21 protein-coding genes are annotated in these 24,407 nt (G+C 63.6%); 9 read left to right on the top strand and 12 right to left on the bottom strand.

The features are described 5' to 3' along the window. Nucleotides 1-47 precede the first annotated feature (47 nt). A complete protein-coding gene (locus ACXZ1M_RS01825; protein ID WP_459051530.1) occupies nt 48-2,681 on the bottom strand; it encodes a TonB-dependent receptor in 2,634 nt (877 codons plus the stop codon). Between the two features lie 197 nt (nt 2,682-2,878). Next, nucleotides 2,879-4,279 carry an aminotransferase-like domain-containing protein gene (locus tag ACXZ1M_RS01830; protein WP_459051531.1) on the bottom strand — a complete coding sequence of 467 codons (1,401 nt, stop codon included), beginning with the start codon at nt 4,277-4,279 and terminating at the stop codon, nt 2,879-2,881. A 77-nt stretch (nt 4,280-4,356) separates the two neighbouring features. Between ACXZ1M_RS01830 and ACXZ1M_RS01835 the strand changes: the two genes are divergently transcribed. Further along, complete coding sequence (locus ACXZ1M_RS01835) at nt 4,357-4,590, top strand: hypothetical protein (protein ID WP_459051532.1); 234 nt, start codon at nt 4,357-4,359, stop codon at nt 4,588-4,590. An 18-nt stretch (nt 4,591-4,608) separates the two neighbouring features. On the opposite strand, the gene ACXZ1M_RS01840 is transcribed toward ACXZ1M_RS01835, so the two are convergent. The 3 genes from ACXZ1M_RS01840 to ACXZ1M_RS01850 form a co-directional block, all read right to left on the bottom strand. Next, the gene (locus ACXZ1M_RS01840; RefSeq protein WP_459051533.1) at nt 4,609-6,114 is read right to left on the bottom strand and encodes a serine hydrolase domain-containing protein; all 1,506 of its coding nucleotides are present in this window, start codon (nt 6,112-6,114) and stop codon (nt 4,609-4,611) included. 212 nt (nt 6,115-6,326) lie between these two features. Beyond that, nucleotides 6,327-6,797: a DUF4844 domain-containing protein gene (locus ACXZ1M_RS01845; protein WP_459051534.1), complete on the bottom strand. Its 471-nt coding sequence runs from the start codon at nt 6,795-6,797 to the stop codon at nt 6,327-6,329. A gap of 19 nt (nt 6,798-6,816) precedes the next feature. Further along, entirely contained in the window at nt 6,817-8,322 is a 1,506-nt protein-coding gene (locus tag ACXZ1M_RS01850; RefSeq protein WP_459051535.1) for an AMP nucleosidase, read from the bottom strand. Between the two features lie 127 nt (nt 8,323-8,449). On the opposite strand from ACXZ1M_RS01850, the gene ACXZ1M_RS01855 reads away from it, so the two are divergent. From ACXZ1M_RS01855 to ACXZ1M_RS01870, 4 genes are read left to right on the top strand one after another with little or no spacing between them, the layout of a single operon-like run. Then, nucleotides 8,450-12,469: a Pls/PosA family non-ribosomal peptide synthetase gene (locus ACXZ1M_RS01855; RefSeq protein ID WP_459051536.1), complete on the top strand. Its 4,020-nt coding sequence runs from the start codon at nt 8,450-8,452 to the stop codon at nt 12,467-12,469. Further along, nucleotides 12,466-13,059 (top strand): 4'-phosphopantetheinyl transferase family protein, encoded by a 594-nt coding sequence (locus ACXZ1M_RS01860; RefSeq protein WP_459051537.1) that lies wholly within the window; start codon nt 12,466-12,468, stop codon nt 13,057-13,059. The genes ACXZ1M_RS01855 and ACXZ1M_RS01860 overlap by 4 nt, the downstream gene beginning before the upstream one ends. Then, entirely contained in the window at nt 13,056-13,778 is a 723-nt protein-coding gene (locus ACXZ1M_RS01865) for a polysaccharide deacetylase family protein (RefSeq protein WP_459051538.1), read from the top strand. Before ACXZ1M_RS01860 ends, ACXZ1M_RS01865 begins: the two co-directional genes overlap by 4 nt. A 10-nt stretch (nt 13,779-13,788) precedes the next feature. After that, on the top strand, nt 13,789-14,370 hold the full coding sequence (locus ACXZ1M_RS01870) for a YdeI/OmpD-associated family protein (RefSeq protein ID WP_459051539.1): 582 nt from the start codon (nt 13,789-13,791) through the stop codon (nt 14,368-14,370). Nucleotides 14,371-14,373: 3 nt separating this feature from the next. Here ACXZ1M_RS01870 and ACXZ1M_RS01875 read toward each other — a convergent pair whose 3' ends face one another. Genes ACXZ1M_RS01875 through bla form a run of 6 tightly spaced genes read right to left on the bottom strand, consistent with a single transcriptional unit; the run spans nt 14,374 to nt 17,421 of the window. Continuing rightward, nucleotides 14,374-14,721: a type II toxin-antitoxin system ChpB family toxin gene (locus ACXZ1M_RS01875; protein WP_459051540.1), complete on the bottom strand. Its 348-nt coding sequence runs from the start codon at nt 14,719-14,721 to the stop codon at nt 14,374-14,376. After that, the gene (locus ACXZ1M_RS01880) at nt 14,715-14,966 is read right to left on the bottom strand and encodes an AbrB/MazE/SpoVT family DNA-binding domain-containing protein (protein ID WP_459051541.1); all 252 of its coding nucleotides are present in this window, start codon (nt 14,964-14,966) and stop codon (nt 14,715-14,717) included. Before ACXZ1M_RS01880 ends, ACXZ1M_RS01875 begins: the two co-directional genes overlap by 7 nt. A gap of 35 nt (nt 14,967-15,001) precedes the next feature. Beyond that, nucleotides 15,002-15,928, bottom strand: coding sequence for a GNAT family N-acetyltransferase (locus ACXZ1M_RS01885; protein WP_459051542.1), 927 nt, complete (start codon nt 15,926-15,928; stop codon nt 15,002-15,004). A gap of 1 nt (nt 15,929) precedes the next feature. Then, the gene (locus ACXZ1M_RS01890; protein ID WP_459051543.1) at nt 15,930-16,331 is read right to left on the bottom strand and encodes a GFA family protein; all 402 of its coding nucleotides are present in this window, start codon (nt 16,329-16,331) and stop codon (nt 15,930-15,932) included. Beyond that, nucleotides 16,325-16,543, bottom strand: coding sequence for a DUF7661 family protein (locus ACXZ1M_RS01895; protein WP_459051544.1), 219 nt, complete (start codon nt 16,541-16,543; stop codon nt 16,325-16,327). Before ACXZ1M_RS01895 ends, ACXZ1M_RS01890 begins: the two co-directional genes overlap by 7 nt. Next, on the bottom strand, nt 16,540-17,421 hold the full coding sequence (gene bla, locus ACXZ1M_RS01900; RefSeq protein WP_459051545.1) for a class A beta-lactamase: 882 nt from the start codon (nt 17,419-17,421) through the stop codon (nt 16,540-16,542). The genes ACXZ1M_RS01895 and bla overlap by 4 nt, the downstream gene beginning before the upstream one ends. A gap of 108 nt (nt 17,422-17,529) precedes the next feature. Here bla and ACXZ1M_RS01905 point away from each other — a divergent pair, with 108 nt between their 5' ends. The 4 genes from ACXZ1M_RS01905 to ACXZ1M_RS01920 all read left to right on the top strand — a co-directional run bounded on the left by ACXZ1M_RS01905 (nt 17,530) and on the right by ACXZ1M_RS01920 (nt 23,315). Further along, entirely contained in the window at nt 17,530-19,035 is a 1,506-nt protein-coding gene (locus tag ACXZ1M_RS01905) for an FAD-dependent monooxygenase (RefSeq protein WP_459051546.1), read from the top strand. A gap of 79 nt (nt 19,036-19,114) precedes the next feature. Then, nucleotides 19,115-20,974, top strand: a complete 1,860-nt coding sequence (locus ACXZ1M_RS01910) for a DUF885 domain-containing protein (RefSeq protein WP_459051547.1) — start codon at nt 19,115-19,117, stop codon at nt 20,972-20,974. Nucleotides 20,975-21,023: 49 nt separating this feature from the next. Then, nucleotides 21,024-22,292, top strand: coding sequence for a D-amino acid dehydrogenase (locus tag ACXZ1M_RS01915; protein ID WP_459053958.1), 1,269 nt, complete (start codon nt 21,024-21,026; stop codon nt 22,290-22,292). Nucleotides 22,293-22,334: 42 nt separating this feature from the next. Continuing rightward, complete coding sequence (locus ACXZ1M_RS01920; RefSeq protein ID WP_459051548.1) at nt 22,335-23,315, top strand: tetratricopeptide repeat protein; 981 nt, start codon at nt 22,335-22,337, stop codon at nt 23,313-23,315. 19 nt (nt 23,316-23,334) lie between these two features. On the opposite strand, the gene ACXZ1M_RS01925 is transcribed toward ACXZ1M_RS01920, so the two are convergent. Beyond that, on the bottom strand, nt 23,335-24,306 hold the full coding sequence (locus tag ACXZ1M_RS01925; protein WP_459051549.1) for a LysR family transcriptional regulator: 972 nt from the start codon (nt 24,304-24,306) through the stop codon (nt 23,335-23,337). Between the last annotated feature and the right edge of the window lie 101 nt (nt 24,307-24,407).

Consider the following 24,407-nt stretch of genomic DNA (forward strand, 5'->3'; position numbering starts at 1 on the left):
GCAGCATGGATTCCCGCTTTCGCGGGAATGACGGGTGTTACTTAAGTTTAGATCTTCCAGTTCAGGAACAGGCCCACCGAACGATCATACTTGCGCGTATCGCGTGGATACAGGCCCTTGTTGGTCCAGTAGTCGGTGTACTTGAAGTTGCCCAGATTGGTGCCGGTCAGCGTGATCGAGGTATTCTCGTTGATCTTGTAGCCCAGCGAACCATCCAGCGACGACATCGGCGAAGCGATCAAATCCAGGCCTGGACCGCCGTCGTTGTACAACTGGGTAAACTTCGAACGCCAGTTATACGCCAGTCGGCCCGAGATGCCAAACTTCTCATACAGCGCCACCACGTTGTACGACCATTTCGACATGCCCGCGAACGGCTTGTCGCTCAGGACTGCGACGGACGTCGAGGTGGTCTTGCCTTCGGTGTAGGTGGCATTCGCCTCCATGCCGAAGCCGCCCATCCAGCCGGGCAGCTTGTCGAAGAACTGGCGGTAAGCCACTTCGGCGCCCTGCAGATAGCCATCGTCGGTGTTGAACGGACGGGTAACGTCGTAGACCACGCCGTTGTAGGTCTCCTTGGTCACCTTGTTCATGATGTAGCCCTTGAACTCGTGGCGGAACAGCGCAACGCTGGCCATGCCGGTCGAATTGAAGTACCACTCCAGCGAACCGTCGTAGTTACGCGCGGTGAAAGGCTTCACCTCAGGATTGCCGCCCGATGCAGTCGCCTGCACGGTCACGCCCGAATTGATGTAGGCGGTGCCTGGATTGAGGTCCGAGAAGTTCGGACGGGTCAGCGTCTTGGTGGCCGAGAAGCGGGCGATCACGTCGTCGCGCACCTGCAGCTTGAAGTTGGCGCTTGGCAGATAGCTGGTGTCGCTGCTCTGCTTCGAGGTCCGCACGTAGGTGGTGCCGTCCATCGAATTGCCCAGCAGGTCCGAATCGGTCTTGGTGATGCGCATGCCAATCACGCCGTCCAACGGCATGCCGGCGACATCCCAACCCACGTGGGCCTTGCCGTACAAGGCGTAGTTCTTCTCTTCGTCGGCGAAGTACGATCCTGGGTCCAGCGCTTTCGCGGCGCTCGAACCGGTAACGGCCTTGCGCACGTCGCCGGTGTTCGAGATCAGGTAGCTGGCGCAAGGCGTGTACCACGACTTGGTGCCCCAATCGTTCTTCATCTCGGCGGTGCAGTTCAGGCCTGGCACCGAGCTGGCGCTCACGCCCGGCAGCGCGCCGACCGAACCTTCGAAGGACTTAATCGATTCCGCCTTGCGCTGGGAAGTGCGCACGCCGAACGCCAGATCCTTGAGGATGCTCTCGTCCTGCAGCGTGTAAGTACCGTCTGCGCGCCAGTCGGTCGAGGAACCGGTGTCGCGGCCATAGCGGTCGAACAGTGCGTTGAACACGTACTTGCTTGGGTCGTTCAGGTTCATGCCGCCGTAGGCGACGTTGGCGCTGCCGTTCAGGTTAGGCGTGACGGTGGCATTCGGCACCACGGCCAGCGTATCAAGAATCGGATTCTGCCAATCGTAGCTCGACAACGTGCGCGACACCTCGGAGCTCAGGCGCAGGCCCGGCGCGGCGTTCCAACGGCCGCCGATGGCGTGCTGCTGGGTCACGTTGTTGGCGCGGTTGGCTTGCGTCGACATGATGGTGTTGACGTCGTGCGAAGTCAGCGACTGCAGCTGATTGGTGCCAGGGACCTTGGTGGCGGTCATCTTGTCGCCAGGGCCCCACCATGGCAGCGCCACGAAGAAGTCGGTCTCGAAGTTGTTCAGGTAATGGGTGCCCAGGCCTTCGGCGTACAGTTCCACATCCTTGTTCGGCTTCCACTGGAAGGCGTAGTTGCCGGCGGCGCGGCGACGGTCGCCGCCCACGTTCTGGAGACCCATCAGGTCAGGGCCCATCAGATTAGGCAGCAGCCAGCCCTTGTCGACCGGCTTGGTGTTGAAGGTGCGCTCTTCACCATAGTGGTTGCGCACGTAGGACACGCCGAACAGCGCGCCGAATTCACCGAGGTCGGTCTTCCAGCGATTGGAGATCATGCCGCTCAGGTTAGGATCGGTGCGGTCGGCCAGCGAATTATTGGTGGCGCCGCCATTAACCACGGCGGTGAAGCCCTTGAAGTCCAGCGGACGGTTGGTGCGCACATCGATCACGCCGGCGATACCGCCTTCGATCAGGTCCGCGCTCTGCGACTTGTACACGTCCACGCGTTGCAGCATGGTCGAAGGAATGTCGGCCAGCTGGATATAGCGGCCGGTGGTGGTGAACAGCTCGCGGCCATTCAGCATGGTGGCGATACCGGGCAAGCCGCGGATCAGCACCGTATTGGCTTCGCCGCCGTCGCGGCGTACTTGAACGCCGGTGACGCGGGCCAGGGTCTGGGCCACGTTCGTGTCGGGGAACTTGCCGATATCGTCGGCGACGATGGAATCGATAACGTTATCGGAATCCTTTTTGATCTTTTGCGCACTTTGCGCAGCGCGGCGCACACCGGTCACGACAACGGTCGACTCGGTGGTCGGCTGAGCGGCATCGGTGGCCGCAGGTGCTTCTTGTGCCAGAACTGGGAAGGTGCTCAACAGGCCAGCGGCGGCCAGGACGGCGACGCCGGATTTCAGGACGAGGCGATGCTTTGCCTGGGACTCGAAAGCCCCGGATACTGTGTGTTTCATAAGTCTCCAGTGTTATCTGTTTTCTTAGAGAGCTGAGTCATATCAGCTTTCTGTAACAAATCTTAGGTGCTGGAGAAAAAACAAACCAATCAATTTTTGGCCGTTTTCGATATCGGAAAAGGTATCAGTGGCTTGAAATCACGTAAAACCGGTTGGCCACTGCAGTAGATTTACATTTGGCTAGGCAATTTTGTCTCTCACACACAACAAGGTTCCCCAGGGAAAGGCTGCTGCACAAGCAGATGAGACAGCCGTTGAAGACCCGCTTGCAAGAGGCCCCTATCCTTGATGCTGCCCAAAGAGATCCGGATTGCATTCACGGTTCCGCTGCCGGTGGCGAACTCCTCCGCCGGAGTGACGGCGATGCCTTCCCGGCCGGCTGCCTGCGCAAACTCCGAGGAATTCCAATACGCAGGCAACTCAAGCCATACATGCAGGCCGTCTCCGGCACCGCTGTAGCGCCCCGACAGAATATCGCGCGCCATCCGGTGGCGCAGGCGCGCTTCCTTGCGTACGCCTTTCATCAATCTCTCGGCCGAACCGTCGAAGATCCACTGCGTGGCCAGTGCGGCCGTCAGCGGCGCGACCATCAGCGCGAATGATCTCAACGCGGCCAGGAAACGTTCGCGTTCGTGCGGATCGCGTACCAGCACGAACGCGACACGCAAGCCGGGCGTCAGGCATTTCGACAGGGTTGAAATGTAATACACCTGTTCCGGGGCGAACCTGGCGATCGGTGGCGGCGGCGCATCGGCCAGGAACCAGTAGGGATCGTCCTCGATGATGCGCACATTGCAGCGCTTCGCGCTGCTGGCGAGCTCCTTGCGCCGGCGTTCCGGCATGGTGATGGCGGTCGGATTCTGCAAAGTTGGATTGAGGTAGACCAGCGCGGGCTTGTGCCGGCGGCACGCTTTCTCAAGCATCTCGGGCACCATCCCGTGCTTGTCCGCCTCCACCGCAATGATGCGCCGGCCGAATTGGGTCGCTGCGGCACGCAAGCCGGGATAACTAATAGGCTCCGCCAGGATCACATCGCCCGGCTCCGTCAGCGCAAGGATCAACGCGGCGATCGCCGCTTGCGCGCCTGGACAGACGACCAACTGCCGAGCATCTAGCTGTCCAAACATCGGTTCGAGCCATTTGGCGCCGGCCTTGCGGTCGGATTCGCCGCCGCCGGCCAGGTGGTAATTCATCAGCAAGTCGTTATCCGCGCCCATCAACACTTGGGACAGACCTTGTTTCAACAGGTCGTCGAAGTCCACACCATCCGGCGGTGGCGGCGTATTCATGCTCAGGTCGAGGATAGCGCTCAATTCGACTTTCGGTGCCGCGACATACGTGCCTCGGGCGCCGCGCCCCACCAACAAGTTGCGGCGCCGGGCTTCGTCGTAGGCGCGCGTGATCGTCGTCAGGTCGAGGTCCAGCTGGGCCGCCAACTGGCGTTGCGGAGGTAGACGGTCGCCCGGTTTCAGCGCTCCATCGACCACCGCCGCCTGCAAGGCATCCGCAATTTGCAAAAACCGTGGCCCCTTGTTCCCGTCCAATCGCGGCAGCCAAAGTGGCAAACTTTCATCTTGTATGGCTTTTAGCTGGGACATTTTGTCTCAATGTATGGAAATTGCTTTAAGGTAGTATGCCTCATAGATAAAGTTAAGTGAGCCAGGAAATACCCAAAATGATCGAATGGATCCCGATAGTCTTCGTAACGTTCAAGTTCCTCGTGCTGGGCACGGGCATGTTCTTCGCCGTCAAGTGGCATTACGATCAAGGCAAGAAGGGAAAGGAAAAGCGCGCCGTACTGCGCGCGAGCGGCAAGATAGCCGCAGTCTTCGTGCTATCGCTGCTGGGCCTGGGGCTCCTCACCTTGTTCCTTATCAGGCTGCTCGGCATGGACTTGACCTTCCCGTGAGGACATATCCCAATTCGCTTATGGCGACTTCGGTTGCAGGGTCAGCATCTGGATGCGTGGCGGCGTTGTGGGGGCCAGCAGCAGCTGGCCTGTTACGCGTCCGGTTGCGCAGCGCCAGGTAAAATCTCCGCCGAGCGCGCCATTGGGGACGATGGCGGCCGAGGTGTCGCAATCGCCGACGGCTTGTTTCAGCTTCGCCAGGTCGCGGCGCCAGCCGGCGGCGTCGCGGTCCATCAGGAAGTTCATCGCCAACTGATCGCCCGCCACGCCGACATCGCCCTGCTGGTAAATCGTGCCGGCGGTCCGATACGCTGTCGCCAGCACCACCCCGACCGCGACGCTGCGCGGTTTGAGGAAGCCGCCACGGCTAAGCGTCACCGCCGCATCCCACACCGCTGCCGATGAACCGGAATAACTGCGGTTGGTGAACGCGAATACGCCGACGCCGTATTCCGGCAGCAACAACACGTGCGAGCCGTAGCCGGGATAGCCGCCGCCATGGCTGAGCGTCAGCCCCAGTTCGCAGTCGGTCGCCACGATCAAGCCCATGGCGTAGGTCGACGCCTGGCGGCAGCTGGCCGCGCCGGTATGGCCGAAGCGCTGGCGCAATACCGGAAAATTGGAGCCCTGCGCCAGCTCGCGCACTGTGGCGCGCTTGACGGGACCGGCATCGGCCCCATCGCGCGCCGGCCAGGCCGACAGCAGGTAACCCATCCATTTGGCGTAATCCACCGCGCTGGTCTGTACTCCGCCCATCGCGCCGAAGGCGCCGTGCCCCATGGTTTGCACCTGCGTCCACTTGTTGTCGGCCCAGTGATAGCCGTGGGCCCGACGCTCCGGCGGCGCCGCGTCCGCAAGGAAGCCGGTAGACGCCATGCCCAGAGGCTGCATCAAGGTGGACGAAATGGTGTCCGCATACGGCCGGCCGGAAACGTTGGTGATGATGCGTCCCAGCACCGCATAGCCAAGGTTGGAATACTCCATGGTGATGCCGGGCGCATGACTGAAAGGCACGCCGCCGCGCAGCAGTTCGGTGAACGCCGCGTCGGGCAGCGGAGTCTGGCGGTCGCCCCACGGATCGTCCGTCACCAGCCCACCGGTGTGGTTGAGCAGGTCGCGCACGCGGATGCGCGGTGCGTCCTGGGTCGGATAGGTCCAGTTCTTCATCTCCGGAACATAGTTCTCCGCCGGCGCCTCCAGCTGCAGCTTGCCGTCGTCGCGCAGCTTCAGGATGGTCAGCGCGGTGAAGGCCTTGGTCATGGAAGCGATGCGGAACAGGCTATCGGGCGTCACCGGCCGCTTCGACGCCAGGTCCTGTACGCCCATGCCGCGCACATAGGCCAGCTGACCATCCGCCACGATGCCATACACCAGACCGGGCACATGCTGATCAAGCGCATAGTCCGCAAAGATCCGGTCGACCTGCGCAAACAGTTCAGCGTTGCGCCGGTCGTCGTCGGCCGCCATGGCGGGCAGCGTTAACGCCGTAAGGAACAGGAACACGGATTGTTTGAAACGTGCCATCGTCGATCCTTTATTGTCGCGAATCCAAATCGGGGTCAGCTCTGTCATTTGGACACGGACGACCATTCATTGCGAAATATCAAACCGGTCATCAAAAACTGTGCATCACAAATTCTAAGCACCGCATCACAATCCCATTCAGTCGTATTGAGAAATGTCAAAGAATGGTGGCAAGTGTCCGAATGACAGAGCTGACCCTGATTTGGGAGATGTTAGAGGAACCAACCATACGGAAATCCATAGCGCCAGACATTAAACAGCTGGTCGGAGCTTTCAATGCCACAGATCGTCATGACTTTATCGAGATACACCAGGATTTGGTCGCGTTCCTCGGACTCCGACGTGTCGATATCAGCCAGCGTCACTTTCATTGCGCGGAGTACCGTCGAGCGTTGTGGTCGTGCAGGCAGCTCGGCAATCAGCGTTTGGATTGTCGCATCGACCGAAGCCTGCGCGACCGCCCTCTGCGCCTCGCTTGCCGCTCCCGGATAGAATGCCGCGGTATCCGGGCCGAACTTGTGCTCTGACTGCAAACTGCGCAAGCGCTCTATCACCGCCGGTGTGATGGCCAATTGTTGGTCATTGAAACCGGTCGGCCAAACATAAAAGCTTAGTCCGGTGGTGCCGGCAACAATAACGGCAGCGACAAACGCGACGACACTGGCCAATATCTTAATAATCATTCAGCTCCAATTCCCCGTTTTATTGGAACGCTACTTCCGTGAAACTGCGCAGTTTGCGGCTGTGGAGCTTGTCTACGCCCAGCGCCCTCAGCAGTTCCATGGCGCGGATGCCGATGCGCAGATGCTGGTCGACGCGGTCGCGGTAGAACTGGTTGGCCATGCCCGGCAGCTTGATTTCACCGTGCATCGGCTTGTCGCTCACGCACAGCAAGGTGCCGTACGGCACACGGAAGCGGAAGCCGTTGGCGGCGATGGTCGCGCTTTCCATGTCCAGCGCAATCGCCCTGCTTTGGCTGAAACGGCGCTCCGGCGTCCGCTGCGGCATCAGTTCCCAGTTGCGGTTGTCGGTGCTGGCCACGGTCCCGGTGCGCATCACGCGCTTGAGATCATGCCCGGTCAGCTGCGTGACTTCGGCCACCGCCGCTTCAATCGCCACCTGCACCTCGGCCAGTGGCGGAATCGGCACCCACAGCGGCAAATCTTCGTCCAGCACGTGATCTTCGCGCACATAGCCGTGGGCCAGCACGTAGTCACCCAGTTCCTGCGTGTTGCGCAGGCCGGCGCAGTGGCCCAGCATCAGCCAGGCGTGCGGACGCAGTACCGCGATGTGGTCAGTGATGGTCTTGGCGTTGGCCGGGCCGACGCCGATGTTGACCATCGAGATGCCGGTGCCGTCGGCGCGGATCAAATGATAGCCCGGCATCTGCGGCATGCGCGGCGGCGCGGCGCCCAGCGCGTCGCCCGGCTGCACCGACTGCCCCACGCGGCGCGTGACCAGGTTGCCCGGTTCGACGAAGGCGACGTAGTCGTCCCCCGGCGCGTCGGACGGATTGGCCATCAACTCGTGCCCCAGCTTGATGAATTCGTCGATGTAGAACTGGTAGTTGGTGAACAGGACAAACTTCTGGAAATGGTCGCACGAAGTGCCGGTGTAGTGCCGCAAGCGCTGCAGCGAATAATCCACGCGCGGCGCCGTGAACAGCGACAGCGGCTGCGCTTCGCCCATCGGCACTTCGTGCGTGCCGTTGGCGATGCCGTCGTCCATGGCGGCCAGATTGGGCAGGTCGAAGACGTCGCGCATCAGCAGGCGGCGCTCGGCGGTCATGCTGCCTTCGATGTGCTCATGTTCGGCAAACGAGAAGTGAATCGGAATCGGCTGCGCGCTGACGCCGACTTCGATCTTGACGTGGTGGCTGCCGTGGTTCTTCAACAGCAGCTTGAATTGCTGGAGATAGTAGCGCGCGAACAAGTCCGGCCGTGTGAGCGTGGTTTCGTAGGTGCCGGGGCCGGCGACAAAGCCAAAAGCCAGCCGCGAATCGGCGCGGGCCACGGTGTCCGTATGAACCCTTACAAACGGGTAGCAGGCGCGTACATGCTCGCCGATGTCCTCACCGGCGACAAAGCGCTTCATGGCATCGCGCAGGAAGGCGATGTTGGTGTCGTAGATGGCCAGCACCTGATCGTAGGCCAATTGGGCGTCGTCAAACTGCATGGGGGCGATGAATGGGCGATGATTCGTAGACATGCGGCTCCTTTCGTTGTCGACTCGTATTTCCTATTGTAAAGGCTGTAAGAAGAACTTGCATTCTCCCTCTGTAGAAAGCAATTCGCGTACCGTACAATGGCGCTCTGACACCACACAAAGTTCCAGCATGAATCATCCAGCACCACAGCCCATTCCGGATCTCCTTTTCGGCCCGCAGCAGGAAAGCCTGCTGCGGGAGGAAATCCTGGCCGATCTGCTGGAAGCCAGCGCCGCGCGCCATCCCGAGCGGATCGCGCTGATTTTCGGCGATCGCCAACTGACGTACCGGGAACTGGATGCGCAGGCCGACCTGGTGGCGGCGCGGCTGATCGAAGCCGGCGTGCAGCCGGGCCAGATCGTCGGCCTGTGGCTGCCGCGCGGGATCGAGCTGCTGGTGCTGCAGGCGGGGATCGCCAAGGCCGGCGCGGCCTGGCTGCCGGTGGACGAGGACACGCCGGTCGAGCGTCTGCAGGTGTGTCTCGACGACGCCAGCGGCGCCGGCGTGCTCACTTGCGCCGCGTTTGCGCCGCGCCTGGCCGATGTCGCCGCCGGCGGCCGCACGGTGTGGACCGCCGAAGCGCTGCTGGCCCCCCCCGCCGATGGTGCGATCCTGCCCCGGCGCGGTGCGGTGTCGCCCGATGTTCCGGCCTACGTCATCTACACCTCCGGCTCCACCGGCAAGCCGAAAGGCATTCTGATCACCCAGCGCAGCATCTGCCACTTCCTGCGCAGCGAGAACGAAGTGCTGGGCGTGAGCGGCGACGACAAGGTCTATCAAGGATTTTCCGTGGCCTTCGACATGTCGTTCGAAGAGATCTGGATTTCCTACCTGGTCGGCGCCACGCTGTGGATCGGCCCCAAGGAAATCAGCGGCGATCCCGAGACCCTGCCGCGCATGCTGGAGCAGAACGGCGTGACGGTGCTGCACGCGGTGCCGACGCTGCTGGCGCTATTCAATCAGGAAGTCCCGAGCCTGCGGCTGATTAACCTCGGTGGCGAAGCCTGCCCGGAATCGCTGGTGCAGCGCTGGTCGCGCGAGGGCCGGCAGATGTTCAACACCTACGGCCCGACCGAAGCCACCGTCTCGGCCAGCCTGGCGCGTTTGCGTCCCGGCCATCCGGTCACCATCGGCAAACCGCTGCCGAACTACGGCTTGCTGGTGATCGACGCCAATGTCGGCCCGGTCCTGCGCCTGCTGGCGCATGGTGAAGTGGGCGAATTGTGCATCACCGGCCCGGGCCTGGCCGCCGGCTATCTCGGCCGGCCCGACCTGACGGCCGAGAAGTTCCTGCCCAATCCCTGGGCCGGCGGCGCGCACGACGCGCGCCTGTACCGCACCGGCGACCTGGCCCGCATCGGCGCCGACGGCGAAGTCACTTGCCTTGGCCGCGCCGACGACCAAGTTAAAATCCGCGGCTTCCGCGTGGAGCTGGGCGAGATCGAAGCCCTGCTGGCCCAACAGGCCGGCGTGGGCACCGTCGCCGTCCTGCTGCGCAAGGACGACGATATCGACCAACTGGTCGCCTACATCGTGCAGGAAGGCGCTTCCGCGCTGGACCCGCGCGAACTGCGCGCCGCCCTCGCCGCCAAGCTGCCGCCTTACATGGTCCCCGGCCGCTATGAAATGCTGGACGCCATGCCGCGCCTCACCTCCGGCAAAATCGACCGCAAGACGCTGAAGGCCACGCCGCTCAGCGCCCCGCCGGCCGGCAGCGCCGAGGAGTCCGACCTGCCCGAAACGCCGGCCGAGGAAGCCTTGTTCGCCGCGCTGGCGACGCTGTTCCCCGGCCAGCCCATCCTGCGCAACGCCGACTTCTTCACCGATTTGGGCGGCCACTCCTTCTTCGCCGCCCGCCTGGCCTCCTCGCTGCGCACCGATCCGCGCTACGCCCACGTCACGGTGCGCGACATCTACCAGCAGCGCCAGGTCGGCAAGATCGCGCAGGTACTGGCGGAGGCGCCGGCCGCCGGCGCGGACGAAAAAACCTGGACACCGCCATCCACGCTGAAACGCTGGATCTGTGGCGCGGCGCAGGCGGCCGCGCTCCCGCCGCTGGTCACCCTGCGCATGGCGCAGTGGCTGGCGCCCTTCTTCACCTACCACTTCTTCACCGGCGATCCGGGCGACTCGGTGGCGCTCGCCATCGCCGCTTCGGTCGGCGTGTTCCTGCTGGCGACCATCGGCGAATTCGCGATTGCCATTGCAGGCAAGTGGCTCATCGCCGGCCGCCTGAAAGCCGGCGTGTATCCGCTGTGGGGCCTCACGTACTACCGCTGGTGGCTGGCCGACCGCCTGGTGGAAGCCGCTCCCGCTTATCTGCTCAGCGGCTCCTCGCTCAATGCCTGGTGGCTGCGCGCGCTCGGCGCCAAGGTAGGCAAGGAAGTCACCATCGGTTCCATGAGCCTGCGCGTGCCGGATCTGCTGGATATCGGTGATCAGGTCAGCATCGGCAACGCCGTCAATTTCGAGAATGCCCGCGTCGAACGCGGACAGCTGCACCTCGGCCGGATCACGCTGGAGCGGGATGCCTGCGTCAGTTCCTTCGCCATCATGGAGGGGAACACGCGCGTTGAAGCGCTGGGTCACCTGGAAGGCCAATCGGCATTGAGCGATGGCGGCGTGGTGCCGGCGGGCCGCATCTGGTCCGGCTCGCCCGCGCGCGACATGGGCGCGTTCGAGCGCAAGCTGCCGCCACGTCCACCGGTGACGGCCGCGCGCCGCGCCGGCGAAGCGCTGTTCTTCATTTTCGGCATCCTGCTGATCGTTACGCTGTTCTTCATGCCGGTGTTCCCGACCTTCGTTTTGATCGACTGGTTCGACGACGCGGGCTGGCTGCCATCGGTACAGGGGGACGACATGCGCGTGCAGCTGCTGCGTTACTTCCTGCTGGCCTTCCCCGCCAGCGCGGTGCTGATCGTGCTGACCGCAGTGCTGTCGGCGGGCATCCGCTGGAGCGTGCTGCCGCGTTTGAAGCCGGGCCAGTTCCCGGTTCACGGCAATACCTACTGCGCCAAATGGCTGGTGAGCCAGATCCAGGAATCCAGCCTGAATGTTTTGCACGGCATTTATGCGACGGTGTTTGCGCCGTACTGGTATCGCTTGTTGGGCGCAAAAGTCGGCAAGGATGCGGAAATCTCCACCGCGCTGGGCGTGGTGCCGGACATGCTGACCCTCGGCGACGAAACCTTCATCGCCGATGCCGTCATGCTGGGCGATGAGGAAATCGATGGCGGCTGGATGGTGATGCAGCCGACCGTTATCTCGCATCGCAGCTTCGTCGGCAATGGCGCGTATATCCCGGACGGCACGGTGCTGCCGGAACAGGTGCTGATCGGCGTGCACTCGCGCGCACCGGACAACGCGCAAATGCGCAGCGGCGATACGTGGCTGGGTTCTCCGCCGATTAATCTGCCGGCGCGCGAGCAGACCAGTGGGTATCCGGAATCGCTGACCTTCCATCCTTCGCCGCTGCGCCGTCTCGGGCGCGGGCTGATCGAGGCCTTCCGCATCGTCGCGCCGCATGCGCTGGTGATCGCGGTAGGCTACACGCTGGTGCTGGACGTGATGCCGGCCGCCGGCGCTGGACGCTGGGCGGAGGTGGTGTGGGACATGGCGTTGGCGGGACTGGCCTACGGCGTGGGCAATTATTTGTTCGTGGTTGTGCTCAAGTGGCTGTTGATCGGGCGCTATCGCAAACAATCGGAGCCGATGTGGACGCCGTTCGTGTGGCTGTCCGAAGGTGTCACCAATCTGTATGAAGGCATCGCCGTGCCGAACTTCCTGCGCTACCTGCGCGGCACGCCGTGGCTGCCGCTGGCGTTCAACCTGCTCGGCACGCGCATCGGCAAAGGCGTCTACATGGACACGACTGATATCACGGAGTTCGACTGCGTGCAGATCGGCGACCACAGCGAGCTGAATGCCCTCACCTGCCCGCAGACGCACTTGTTCGAGGACCGCGTGATGAAGATCGATCATGTGATCATCGGCGAGCGGGTTTACATGGGACCGCGCGCGTCGGTCTTGTACAGCGCCGCCGTGGGCGACAACGCTCGCCTCGGCGCGTTGACGCTGGTGATGAAGGGCGAGCATATTCCGGCCAACGGCAACTGGGCCGGCTGCCCCGCCGCACCGGCGCGCCCATGAACGCGCTGGCCGTCCAGCTCTGGCCCGGCGCAACGCCGACGCCGCAGGACGGCCTGTTCGCAATCCTGATCCAGACCGGCGCGGGCACGCAGCCGGCCAGCGCGGGTTCTCAGCGCGACGCCGCCCGAAGCCAGCTGCGCGCCGCCGCTTGCGAAGCACTGGCCGCCGTACTGCGCGTGCCCACCGACGAAATCACCATCGCCTCGACGCCCGGCACGCCACCACACATCCTGCTAGCCGGCCGTGAAAGCCAAATCGGCTGTTCCTTCAGCCACGACGACGGCTACGCACTGGCCGCCTTCAACCTGCAAGGGCCCATCGGCGCGGACCTGATGCGCGTGCAAACCATCCCGGACTGGCAAACAGTCGCACGCGACTACCTCGGCCCGCGCATCGCCGCCGCCCTGCAAACCGCCACCGATCTGCCCAACGCTTTTACACAAGCCTGGACACAACGCGAAGCCGCGTTAAAATACCACGCACAACAAATCAGCGAATGGCAAGCCGACCTTCCCGGTCGCTCCATATCGCTGGCCCTGCCGGCAACCGGCCTGCTCGGGCACATCCACATTGGAGACAAAAGCGCATGAGAGTACCAGCACTGATACTGGCAGCCATGGTGGCAACTACAACGGCGAATGCCGCAGACTGCGGCCCCGACAAACTGAACACCTCCCGCACCATCACGCTCAAGCGCGAAGGCGCGGCCTACGGCACCAATCAGCACAGCGCACTGCCGCAGAAAAAAGGCGAAGTAGTCCTCACATTCGACGACGGCCCGTCGCCGGAATACACGCCGATGGTACTCAAGGCCCTTTCCGACCAATGCGCCAAAGCCACCTTCTTCATGATCGGCCAGCACATCGCACAGCAACCGGATCTGGCGAGGCGCGTCGTCAGCGAAGGCCACAGCGCCGGCATCCACAGCAACACGCACGCGCACATGGCCGCGCTCAGCGCCGATCAGCAACTGGACGACTTGCAGCGCAGCCGCGCCGCCTACAAAGCCGTCTTCGGCGTGGAAACGCCGGCCTACCGCTTCCCCTTCCTGGAAGAGACGCCAACGCTCTTGAAAGCGCTCAAGGAAGCCAGCATCACGGTCGCCTCGATCGACCTGGCCATCAACGACTGGATACCGGAAGACACCACCGCCATCCTCGCCCAGCGCCTGAACGATAGTCTCGACAAAGCCGGCAGCGGCATCATCCTGATGCACGACGCGAACGGACCGACCGCCAAGGCGCTGCCCGCGCTGCTGAAAGTATTGAAAGACAAGGGCTACAACATCGTCCACCTTGAATGGCAGTGAAAGGAGCCCCATGAGCACCGACAAAGTAGACGCCTTCCTGGAACGCGCCAAGAACTGGCGGGAAGAATTCGAAACCCTGCGCGCCATCATCACCGACAGCGACCTGACCGAAGACTTCAAATGGGGCCAGCCCTGCTACACGCTGGACGGCCACAACGTCGTGCTGATGCACGGCTTCAAGGAATACTGCGCGCTGCTGTTCTTCAAGGGCGCACTGATGAAGGATCCGAAAAACCTGCTGATCCAGCAGACCGAAAACGTGCAGGCCGCGCGCCAGATCCGCTTTACGGGCGTGGCTGACATCAAGCGGCAGGAAAAAGTCCTGAAGAGCTACATCAAGGACGCCATCGCGCTGGAGAAGTCGGGCGCCAAGGTGGAAATGAAAAAGACCACCGAGTTCTCCTTCCCCGAAGAGCTGGAGCGCAAGATGGACGATCTCCCCGCCCTGCGAACCGCCTTCGAAGAACTGACACCCGGCCGCCAGCGCGCCTACCTGCTGCACTTCTCCTCAGCCAAGCAGCAGAAAACCCGCGAATCCCGCATCGAAAAATGCGTCCAACGCATCCTCGACGGCAAAGGGCTGGATGACTAAAAGCTACTCCGTAATCGCACGAAGACGTGCGAGCGCGTCTTCGATGACGTATTCCGGCACACTCTCTACACGCTTGGCCTTGCGACCGACAAGGTCCAGCATCCGAATTTGATTGACCAGGGCCACGCCCTGAGTCTTGGTGCCAGCACCGCTCAGGGTGGTGGCGAAGCCGGCGTGGCGAGCAAAATCGCCGCCTTGGGTGATTGGAGCAACTAGCACTACACCCAGAGCGTTGTATGCAGCCGTGGACATCACCAAGGCTGGGCGCATGCCTTTCTGCTCGTGTCCTTGGGTCGGATCAAGGTTGACCATGACAATATCACCACGATCAAACTTTGGACGGCTCACCATGCCTCACGTCCTACAGGTTTTATATTGTGCCAGTCCGCCATATCAGCAGGCTCGGGGACGGAGGGATCGCACTGTGCAACCAATTCAGCCAACGAATAAACTGGACGAGCGGCCTTCAGCAAAACGCCGTCCGGCTGCACGTCTACACTCAGCTTATCGCCTAGCTTCACCTTCAACAACCCCAACAATTCGGTAGGCAAGCGGACCGCAGCGCTGTTGCCCCATTTCTGAATCGAAAGCTCCATTTCGCCCTCCTATGTGTATAAACATAGTAGATACACTAATTTTCACTGTCAAGTGACAAAGCAAAGGCCATTTTCTGGAGCTGGATGTCGGGATGGCTTTCAAGCGGTTCCCATTCCGGCAGGAAGACGAAGCCCTGTTTCTGGTAGAAGCGCGCTGCGCGCAGATTTGTTGGCGACACGTCGAGAAGCAGGCGCTTGTATCCTTGCGCCGTGGCGTGAGCTTTGACCGCGCTAACCAGCCGTGCGGCAGTGGGTGTGCCGCGCTGCGATGTCGCTACCCACATGGCGATCAGGTTCAACTCCTGATTTGCGTCCGGAACATGGGCGACGATGCCGACTGCTTCGCCGCCATCGAATGCGAGGATGTATCGCGCGGGACCACGGCCCGCCGCGCGGTCACGCCATGCCGCATCCGTGTAGGCGGCGGCGCTGGCGTGGCTGACGCCAAACGCCGTCGGCGCATCGAGCAAGGCGGCGAGGCGGATGCGCTTCAGCTCCTGCCAGTCGTCTTCACGAATATAGCGCACGACCACGCAGGGACGGCGCATTTGCGCATACAGCACGTCGATGCCACTGTATTGCCGCGTCGCTGAGCCGCCAATCACAAAACCGTTCTTCTCGTAGAAACGGATCGCGTCCACGTTGGAACGCGCCACGTTGAGCGACATGCCTTCCACCAGCACGGCATTCAGCAATGCCTGCCCCACGCCCTTGCCGCGCGCACTGCCCTGAACGAACATCGCGCGCAACTGACCATCAAACACCGCAGCGAATCCCTGCACCTCGCCGTCGTCATAAACCGACACTACGGATTCATTAAACGCCGTCTGTATGCCTGCATCATCCTCCAGCGGCGTGAACGTGAACGCCCCGGCCTCAAACTTCAACTCCGCCGGCTTGGCATCCAGGTAGATGCGGCAAACCGCCGCGAAATCCGCTGTCGTGTAATCGCGTACTGTCATGTCAGAGGTGCCTCACTTCGGCCGGCGGCGTTTCCCAGTTATCGTTTTTCCCGTCCAGGTAGGTGATGGGCGCGTTGGCGAGTTCCTCGGCGCTGACGTCATCAAGGCAGGTGACATTCACCGAGTAAAACTCGCCCCAGCGCGGCGAACGGCCGATGCCGAACGAGCGCACACCGCAGTGACGGCAGAACAAGTGCTTGTCGGTCTTGGTGAGGAACTGATACAGCGTCAGCTCGCCCTCGCCCGTCTTGAGGCGAAAGGCTTCCGGCTTGATGATCGCCGGCCAGTAGCGCACCTTGACGCAAATCGAGCAGTTGCAGCGCAAGGTGCCCTGGCTCAGATCAATATCGGCCTCGAATGTCACGGCACCGCAGTGACAGCCGCCATGGTAGGTTTTCAGCATAGTTGTGTGGCGGTGCTGTGGCGCGGCGTTGCGTTTTCGTGGAACAGGTCGGCCAGGTATTCGCACAGTTCCGGCTCCGGCACATCGCCGGGAATGACGAAGTCCGCCGGCCGGCGCTTGCCTTCGCTGCCGAAGTAGAACGCACGCCACGCGCCCGAGGCGCCGGTCACCAGGATGTGCGCGCCGAAGATGTCGAACTTGAGCTCTTTCATCGGAAGGCGTCGATCACGACCTTGGCCACTTCGCCGTGAAACTCGGGCCGCCATTTATCGTCCTTGCCTGGCTGCGTGAGATACACCGCCAGCACGATGGGCGCCTTCCCCGATGGCCAGATCACGGCGATGTCGTTGATCGTGCCATAGCTGCCGGCGCCGGTCTTATCGGCCACCGGCCAGCCGGCAGGCACGCCGGCGCGGATGCGCGTGTCCCCGGTGGTGTTCCCCAGCATCCAGTCCTTCAGCTGCTTGCGCGGCGTCGCAGGCAGCCCGTCACCCAGCACCAGCTTGTGCAGCGACTTCGCCATCGCCAGCGGCGTGGTGGTGTCGCGTGGATCGCCCGGTATCGCGCTGTTCAACTCCGTCTCCCAGCGCTCCAGGCGGAAGTCCGCATCGCCGATCGAACGCGCATAGGTCGTCACCGCAGCCGGCCCGCCGATCTGCTTCATCAACAGGTTGGCCGCCGCGTTGTCGCTATACTGCAGCGTCGCTTCGCACAAAGCGGCCACCGTCATGCCCTTGGCCACGTGCTGCTCGGTGACGGGCGAATTCGGCACCAGATCCTTCTTCGTGTAGCGGATGCGCCTCTTCAACAGCGCCGGCTCGCGCGCCAGCACCGCAGCGGACAACATCGTCTTGAAGGTGCTGCACAAGGGGAAGCGCTCGTCGGCGCGGTGCAGCAGTTGGCGGCCGTCGGCCATGTTCAGCGCCGCCACGCCCAGCCGCCCGCCCGACTGCTTCTCCAGCGCGGCCAGCAGCGCGGTCGGCGTGGGAACCGGTGCACCGGGCGCTTGGTCCAGCAACTCCGCAGCGCGGGCAAAGGGAGTGGTGACCAGCGCCAGCAGCAGCGCACGACGGGTTGTAAAATCGCTCATCGGCTATGAATAACAGTTAAGTAAAGAGTAACTCATCATACCAGCGCCACGAAATCCGTGGTCACCAATTGCGCGCACCGCATTCCACGACGGCGGTAGACTGTTTTCATGGTTACCCAAATGCTCATCGTCGGCGCCGGACCCACCGGCTTGGTGCTTGCCATTGCGCTGGCGAGACGGGGCATTGCTGTCCGCATCATCGATACCAGCAGCGGGCCGGGCCAGGCCTCACGCGCCATGGCCGTGCATGCCCGCACCTTGGAGTTCTACCGCCAGCTGGGCTTCGCCGAAGCGGTGCTCAACCAGGGCATCAAGATAGAAAACATCCATTTGCGCGAGCATGGCGAAGACATCGCCGAGCTGCCGCTCAAGGACATCGGCGCCGGCCTCAGTCCCTACCCTTTCGTGCTGGCCTATCCGCAGGACGACCACGAACGCTTCCTGGTGGCCCAGCTCAAGGCCGAAGGCGTGGAAGTGGAATGGAACACCGAGCTGGAATCCTTCACCCAGGACGAATGGGGCGTGCGCGCGGTGCTGGAGCAAGACGGCGAGCGCCACGCCAGCAGCAGCACCTATCTGTGCGGCTGCGACGGCGCCCGCAGCCGTGTGCGCGAATCGCTCCGGATGGAATTCGCCGGCGGCACCTACGACCACCTGTACTACGTGGCCGATGTGCAGACCTCCGGTCCACCCAACCAGGACCTGATCGGCCACCTGGGCGCCAACACCTTCGCCCTGATGCTGCCGGTGCGCTCGCGCGGCATGCAACGCCTGATCGGCATCCTGCCGGACGGCGCGCCGCCCGATCCCGACTTCGAAGCCGTGCGCCCGGTGCTGGAGCCGCTGCTAGGCATACGGGTGGAACAAGTGAACTGGTTCTCCACCTACCGCGTGCACCACCGCGTGGCCTCGCACTTCCGCATCGACCGCTGCTTCCTGGCCGGCGACGCCGCCCACATCCACAGTCCGGCCGGCGGCCAGGGAATGAACACCGGCATCGGCGACGCCATCAACCTCGCATGGAAACTGGCGCACGTGCTGCAAGGCCGCGCCGATCCCGCGCTGCTCGACACCTACGAAGCGGAGCGCATCGTCTTCGCGCGCAAGCTGGTGGCCACCACCGACCGCGCCTTCCGTCTGCTGGTGGCACAAGGTACTGGCGGGCAGCTGTTGCGCAGCTGGCTACTGCCGCATGTGTTCCCGGTGCTGAGCGGCTTCGCGGCGGCGCGGCGCACGCTGTTCAAGACCTTGTCGCAGGTGATGATCCATTATCCCGACAGCCCGCTCAGCGCCGGCCGCGCGGGCGAAGTCATCGGTGGCGACCGGCTGCCGTGGCTACCCTTCGATAACTTCGCGCCCCTGCAATCGCTGGACTGGCAGTTGCACGTCTACGGCCAGACCGACCCGCTACTGGCCGCCGCCGCCCAGGCCCTCAAGCTGCCGCTGCACGCCTGGCCGTGGAGCGAGGCGGCCGCGCACGCGGGCCTGCTACGGGACGCGGCTTACCTGGTGCGCCCCGACATGCACGTGGCGCTGGCCCTGCCGCGCCAGGAGGTGGACGTGCTGCAGGAACTGGCGGCCCGCTATAAACTCAGGTTCGGCAAGGATAGCTGAAAGACATTGACATCCCCGCGACGGACAGGCTAAGGTCAGCGACGCGCTGATTCTTTACCCTACCTATACAAAGGATGCCATGACTCACAACCGCCGCGACTTCTTGCTGGCCACCCTCGCCGCCTCCACCGTGGGCGCGCTGCCCGGCCTGTCCATCGCCGCCACCGGCAACCCCGCCGACGCCAATTTCTCAAAACTGCTGAGCGATATCGCCGAAGAAGTCTTGCGCCTGTCGCCGACCTCCGCCACCGGCCTCGGTCTGGACAAGGACGCGCGCGCCGCGCTGAAGTCGCAGCTGGAAGACCAGTCACCGGCCGGCGACGCCGCATGGGCCGCCGAAGTCAAAGCCATCCACGCGCGCCTGCGCACCGTCGACCGCAAGGCCCTGAGCGCCGAGTCGCAAACCCTGTACGATTCGGTCGCGTACGCGGCCGAATCGGGCATCGCCGGCCTGCGCTTCCCGTTCGGCGGTGCGGCCAGCGGTTTCTATGGCGGCACCGCGCCGTTCCCGGTCACGCAGCAGGACGGCGCCCTGACCCGCATCCCGGAATTCCTCGACTCGCAGCACCAGATCGCCAACGCCGCCGATGCGGAAGCCTACCTCGAGCGCGTGGCCGCCCTGGCCCGCATGATGGACCAGGAAACCGCGCGCATCGCCGAGCAAGCCGGCCAAGGCATCGCGCCGCCGGACTTCATCTGCCGCACCGCGCTGGCCCAGTTGCAGGACTTCCGCAAGACTGCAGCGGCCGAGCAAAAGCTGGTGTCGTCGATCACCGAGCGCACGCAAAAGCAGAACATCGCCGGCGACTGGCATGGCCGCGCGCTGAAACTGGTGGAAGGTTCGGTCTATCCGGCGCTGGAACGCCAGATCGCGGCGTTCGACCAAGCCTCAGCCAAAGCCACCAGCGTGGCCGGCGTGCACCGCCTGCCGGACGGCGCGGCCTACTACGAGTGGGCGCTGCGCCTCGGCACCTCGACCACCCGCAGCGCGAAAGAGATCCACGCCATCGGCCTGGAACAGAACAAGCAGCTGCAGTCGCGCATCGACGCCATCCTGAAAAAACAGGGCATCACCAACGGCACCGTGGGCCAGCGCCTGCTGGCGCTTTCCAAGGACCCGCAGCGCTTCTACGCCGACAACGACAAGGGCCGCGAGGAGCTGATCGCCTACTGCAACGACCGCGTGCAAGCGGTGCGCAAGCTGATGCCGGAGATTTCGCGCCTGGACCTGAAGGTGCCGCTGCTGATCAAACGCGTGCCGACCGATATCGAAGCCGGCGCGCCGCTCGGCTATATGAATTTCGCCTCGCTCGACGGTTCGCGTCCGGCCATCTATTACATCAACCTGAAGTCGACCACGTTGTGGCCGAAGTCGGAAATCGCCACGCTGACCGCGCACGAAGGCCTGCCGGGCCACGCCTGGCAAGGCGCCTACCTGGCCGAGCACCACGAGAAGCTGCCGCTGATCTCTTCGCTGATCGGCTTCAACGCCTTCATCGAAGGCTGGGCGCTGTACTCGGAACAGCTGGTCGATGAATTCGGCCTTTACGCCAACGATCCGTTCAGCCAGATCGGCTATCTCCAGGCGCAGCAGTTCCGCGCCTGCCGCCTGGTGGTGGACACCGGCCTGCACGCCATGCAGTGGACGCGCGAACAGGCGATCCGCTTCCTAGTCGAGAACACCGGTCGCGGCCAGCAAGCCATGACCAGCGAGATCGATCGTTACTCGGTATCGCCGGGCCAGGCCTGCGGCTACAAGGTCGGCCATAACGAGATCCTGCGCCAGCGCGAGCGCGCCAAGGCCGCGCTGGGCGGCAAGTTCGACCTGGCCGGTTTCAACGACGCGCTGGTCACCAGCTGCGGCGTGCCGCTCACCGTACTGCCGACCGTGATCGACCGCTACATCGCGGCGCAGCGCCGCAAACAACAGAAAGCATAAATAGTCGTTTATACGGCGATGGTTTTCTTGTAAGCTTGCCATGCAAATCATGAAAACCATCGCTATTATCGGCGGCGGGGTCACCGGGGTGACCACCGCCTATGCCCTCGCCAAGCGCGGCTTCGCCGTCACCCTGCTGGAACGCCATCGCTATGCGGCGATGGAAACCTCATATGCCAACGGCGGCCAGCTGTCCGCCTCCAATGCCGAGGTGTGGAACCACCGCGCCAATATCGCCAAGGCTTTGCAATGGATGCTGCGCCGCGACGCGCCGCTGCTGGTGCATCCGCTGCCGACCTGGCACAAGCTGTCCTGGTTCGCCGAGTTTATCGGCGCCATGCCGCAATATCACGACAACACCATCGCCCTGGCCCGCATGGCCGTCGCCGCGCGCGATCACCTGTTCCAGTGGGCCGACGATGAAGGCATCCAGTTCGACCTGCAGCGCAAGGGCATCCTGCACCTGCACCGCGACCGTGCGGAGTTCGGCCACGCGGTCGCGGTCAGCAAGCTGCTGGCCCGTGGCGGCCTGCCGCGCCGCGCGGTAACGCCGGAAGAGATCCGCGCGCTGGAGCCGGCGCTGCAAGGCCGCTACTACGGCGGCCACTACACCGAAAGCGACAGCAGCGGCGACATCCACAAATTCACCACCGGCCTGGCGCAGGCCGCGCAGCGCCTCGGCGCGCAACTGCGCTTCAATCAGGAGGTGGTGCAGCTCAGCAGCGGTGCCGAATCAGGCGCCGGCGTCAGCGTGACCGTGCTGCACAACGACAGCGCCGTCGTCACCGATTACGACGCCGTGGTGATCTGCGCCGGCGCGGCCAGCCGCGCACTGGCCGCGCAACTAGGCGACCGCGTCAACGTCTATCCGGTGAAGGGCTATTCTGTCACCGTCCATCTGGAGGACGACACCAGCCGCGCCGCCGCGCCGCAAGTGAGCCTGGTCGACGACACGGTGAAGCTGGTCTGCAGCCGCCTCGGCGAGGACCGCCTGCGCGTGGCCGGCACGGCCGAGTTCCACGGCTATAACCGCGACATCCGCGCCGACCGCATCGCGCCGCTGACCACATGGGTGCAACAGAACTTCCCGGACGTCAGCACGCGCACCCTCACGCCATGGGCCGGCCTGCGCCCGATGATGCCGGACCTGATGCCGCGCGTCGGCCCCGGCAAGGCGCCCGGCGTCTACTACAACACCGGTCATGGTCATCTCGGCTGGACGCTGTGCGCCGCCACCGCCGAGATGGTGGCGGCCAGTATCGCCGCGTCGCGCGACTCTGTGTTGCAACGCACGGCCATCCCCTTGAAAATGGCATAAACTGGCATCATCTGAGGCCCTGTCTCGACCTGGAGGTATGACATGAACCATCAATTTAAGGCACGAACCATCGTCCGCACCACCATGCTGGCCGCCGCCCTGGCGTTGGCGTCGCCGGCCTTTGCCGCCGAGCCAACCATTCACGACGTGTATGTCGCAGCCGAATCAGGTAAATACGCTGAAGCGCAATCGATGATGGACCAGGTGCTGAAAGCCCACCCCAACAGCGCCACTGCCTATTTTGTCGAAGCCGAACTGCAAGCCAAGCAAGGCCAGTTCGTGGCCGCCCAGGCCTCGCTGGCCAAAGCCGAGCAGCTGTCGCCCGGCCTGCCGAAAGTGAAACCTGAAGCGCTGGCCAAGCTGCGCACCCTGCTGGCGGAAGGCCAGAAGGTCAACTATTCGCAGCAGCAGCGGCCACGCGCGGCCAATGGTAACGGCAGTGCCAACTACGGCAACGGTGGTTACGCCAATGCACCGCAGAGCAGCGGCTTCTCGTGGGGCGGCATCCTGATCATTGGTGCCGGGCTGGCCGGCTTTATCTGGCTGGCGACCCGTTTCATGCAGCGCCGCCAGCAGCAGGCGCCTAACGGCGGCTTCGACCCGGCCGGCTATAACCCTGGCGCGGCGCCGGGCTATCCTCCAGGCGGCGGCTTCCCGCAACAGCAAGGTTACGGCCAGCCTGGCTATGGCCAGCCGGGTTATCCTCAGCCGGGCCAACCGGGCATGGGTTCGCGCATCATGGGCGGCCTGGCGACGGGTGCGGCAGTGGGCGCAGGCTTTGTAGCCGCTGAAGCGCTGGCACGCCAGTTCACCGGCAACCACGGCTCTTCCAATCACGACCAGCCGCGCAACGACGTCGTCTACGACGATCCGGCCGCGCAAAATGAACTGCTGCGCCGCGACGACATGGGCGGCAACGACTTCGGCGTCAGCGGCGGCTGGGATGATGCCGGCGGCGGTGGCGGTGGCGGTGGCGGTGGCGGCGGCGGTGATAGCGGTGGTGGTGGCGGCGACTGGGACTGATCCCGTCCACCTGAATACCTCACGGGGCGCGGCGCTCGCCCGCCCCGGCAGCCTCCATCGCCAGGTCCCAGTAAGCGGGACTGCCGAAATACTCCTTCAAATGACGTATCAATAGCTGCGCCTTGGCCTGGTTGGATCGGCCGGGCATGTGCACCGCGTGGATCGCAGGCTCGCCCGGATCGCGGCGCGGCGGATGCGGCCCGCGCTCCACCGGCAGCATGGGGAACACCGGCACCAATTGACCGGAGACGATGGCGTCGCTCGCCAGCCAGTTCGCCAGATGGACGATGCCGGCACCGCAGATGGCCGCGTGCAGCAGCGAGTCGGTATCGTCGCAACGCAGCTTGCCCTTTACAGGCAAGGGCTGGTTGTCATTCACTCCTTCGAAGCGCCACCAGCCGCGCGGCGGCACACGTCCATTCACCGTCAGGCATTGATGGTTGAGCAGATCCTCGGGCGAGGTTGGCCAGCCGTGCCGCTCAAGATACGCAGGACTGGCGCTGACCACACGGTTCATGCCCGCCAGATGCGTCGCCACCAGGTCGCTGGACGGCAGCACGCCGGCGCGCACCGCCACATCGACGCGACGCGCCGACAAATCCACCACTTCGTCGCTCACATGCAGGTCCACCTCGATCAGCGGATGCTGCTGCAGGAACTCGGCAATGGCCGGCGCCACATGCAGGCGGCCAAAGGCGGCCGGCGCGGTCACCGTCAGCAGGCCACGCGGTTCGCTGTCCAGTTCCTGTACGGCGCTCTTGCCGTCCGCCAGTTCGGCCAGTATATTGCGGGCCCTCGGCAAAAAGCGTTCGCCGGCGTCGGTCACGATCACCTGGCGAGAACTGCGCAGCAGCAGGCGCGCGCCCAGCTCCTGCTCCAGTCCATCGATCCGGCGCGACACCGAGGACACGGCCATTTCAAGCTGCACCGCCGCCTTCGACAAACTGCCCAGTTCCACTACGGTGATGAAGCACTTCAAGCCATCGATCATTCTTTCCTCATGTTTGCGTTTTTCGCAAAGAGCATTTGCTTTTTTGCGTATTGTGCCATTTTTTGCAAAGCTGCATACTGCGCTCTATCGACGAATTGTTA

The organism is Duganella paludis (genome assembly GCF_054461335.1).

Coding starts and splice junctions, on each gene's coding strand:
- ACXZ1M_RS01905 (WP_459051546.1), top strand. CDS start 17,530: ATGGTTACCCAAATGCTCATCGTCGGCGCCGGACCCACCGGCTTGGTG.
- ACXZ1M_RS01830 (WP_459051531.1), bottom strand. CDS start 4,279: ATGTCCCAGCTAAAAGCCATACAAGATGAAAGTTTGCCACTTTGGCTG.
- ACXZ1M_RS01925 (WP_459051549.1), bottom strand. CDS start 24,306: ATGATCGATGGCTTGAAGTGCTTCATCACCGTAGTGGAACTGGGCAGT.
- ACXZ1M_RS01910 (WP_459051547.1), top strand. CDS start 19,115: ATGACTCACAACCGCCGCGACTTCTTGCTGGCCACCCTCGCCGCCTCC.
- ACXZ1M_RS01890 (WP_459051543.1), bottom strand. CDS start 16,331: ATGCTGAAAACCTACCATGGCGGCTGTCACTGCGGTGCCGTGACATTC.
- ACXZ1M_RS01920 (WP_459051548.1), top strand. CDS start 22,335: ATGAACCATCAATTTAAGGCACGAACCATCGTCCGCACCACCATGCTG.
- ACXZ1M_RS01840 (WP_459051533.1), bottom strand. CDS start 6,114: ATGGCACGTTTCAAACAATCCGTGTTCCTGTTCCTTACGGCGTTAACG.
- ACXZ1M_RS01855 (WP_459051536.1), top strand. CDS start 8,450: ATGAATCATCCAGCACCACAGCCCATTCCGGATCTCCTTTTCGGCCCG.
- ACXZ1M_RS01880 (WP_459051541.1), bottom strand. CDS start 14,966: ATGGAGCTTTCGATTCAGAAATGGGGCAACAGCGCTGCGGTCCGCTTG.
- ACXZ1M_RS01865 (WP_459051538.1), top strand. CDS start 13,056: ATGAGAGTACCAGCACTGATACTGGCAGCCATGGTGGCAACTACAACG.
- ACXZ1M_RS01860 (WP_459051537.1), top strand. CDS start 12,466: ATGAACGCGCTGGCCGTCCAGCTCTGGCCCGGCGCAACGCCGACGCCG.
- ACXZ1M_RS01835 (WP_459051532.1), top strand. CDS start 4,357: ATGATCGAATGGATCCCGATAGTCTTCGTAACGTTCAAGTTCCTCGTG.
- ACXZ1M_RS01870 (WP_459051539.1), top strand. CDS start 13,789: ATGAGCACCGACAAAGTAGACGCCTTCCTGGAACGCGCCAAGAACTGG.
- ACXZ1M_RS01845 (WP_459051534.1), bottom strand. CDS start 6,797: ATGATTATTAAGATATTGGCCAGTGTCGTCGCGTTTGTCGCTGCCGTT.
- ACXZ1M_RS01885 (WP_459051542.1), bottom strand. CDS start 15,928: ATGACAGTACGCGATTACACGACAGCGGATTTCGCGGCGGTTTGCCGC.
- ACXZ1M_RS01875 (WP_459051540.1), bottom strand. CDS start 14,721: ATGGTGAGCCGTCCAAAGTTTGATCGTGGTGATATTGTCATGGTCAAC.
- ACXZ1M_RS01850 (WP_459051535.1), bottom strand. CDS start 8,322: ATGTCTACGAATCATCGCCCATTCATCGCCCCCATGCAGTTTGACGAC.
- ACXZ1M_RS01825 (WP_459051530.1), bottom strand. CDS start 2,681: ATGAAACACACAGTATCCGGGGCTTTCGAGTCCCAGGCAAAGCATCGC.
- bla (WP_459051545.1), bottom strand. CDS start 17,421: ATGAGCGATTTTACAACCCGTCGTGCGCTGCTGCTGGCGCTGGTCACC.
- ACXZ1M_RS01915 (WP_459053958.1), top strand. CDS start 21,024: ATGAAAACCATCGCTATTATCGGCGGCGGGGTCACCGGGGTGACCACC.
- ACXZ1M_RS01895 (WP_459051544.1), bottom strand. CDS start 16,543: ATGAAAGAGCTCAAGTTCGACATCTTCGGCGCGCACATCCTGGTGACC.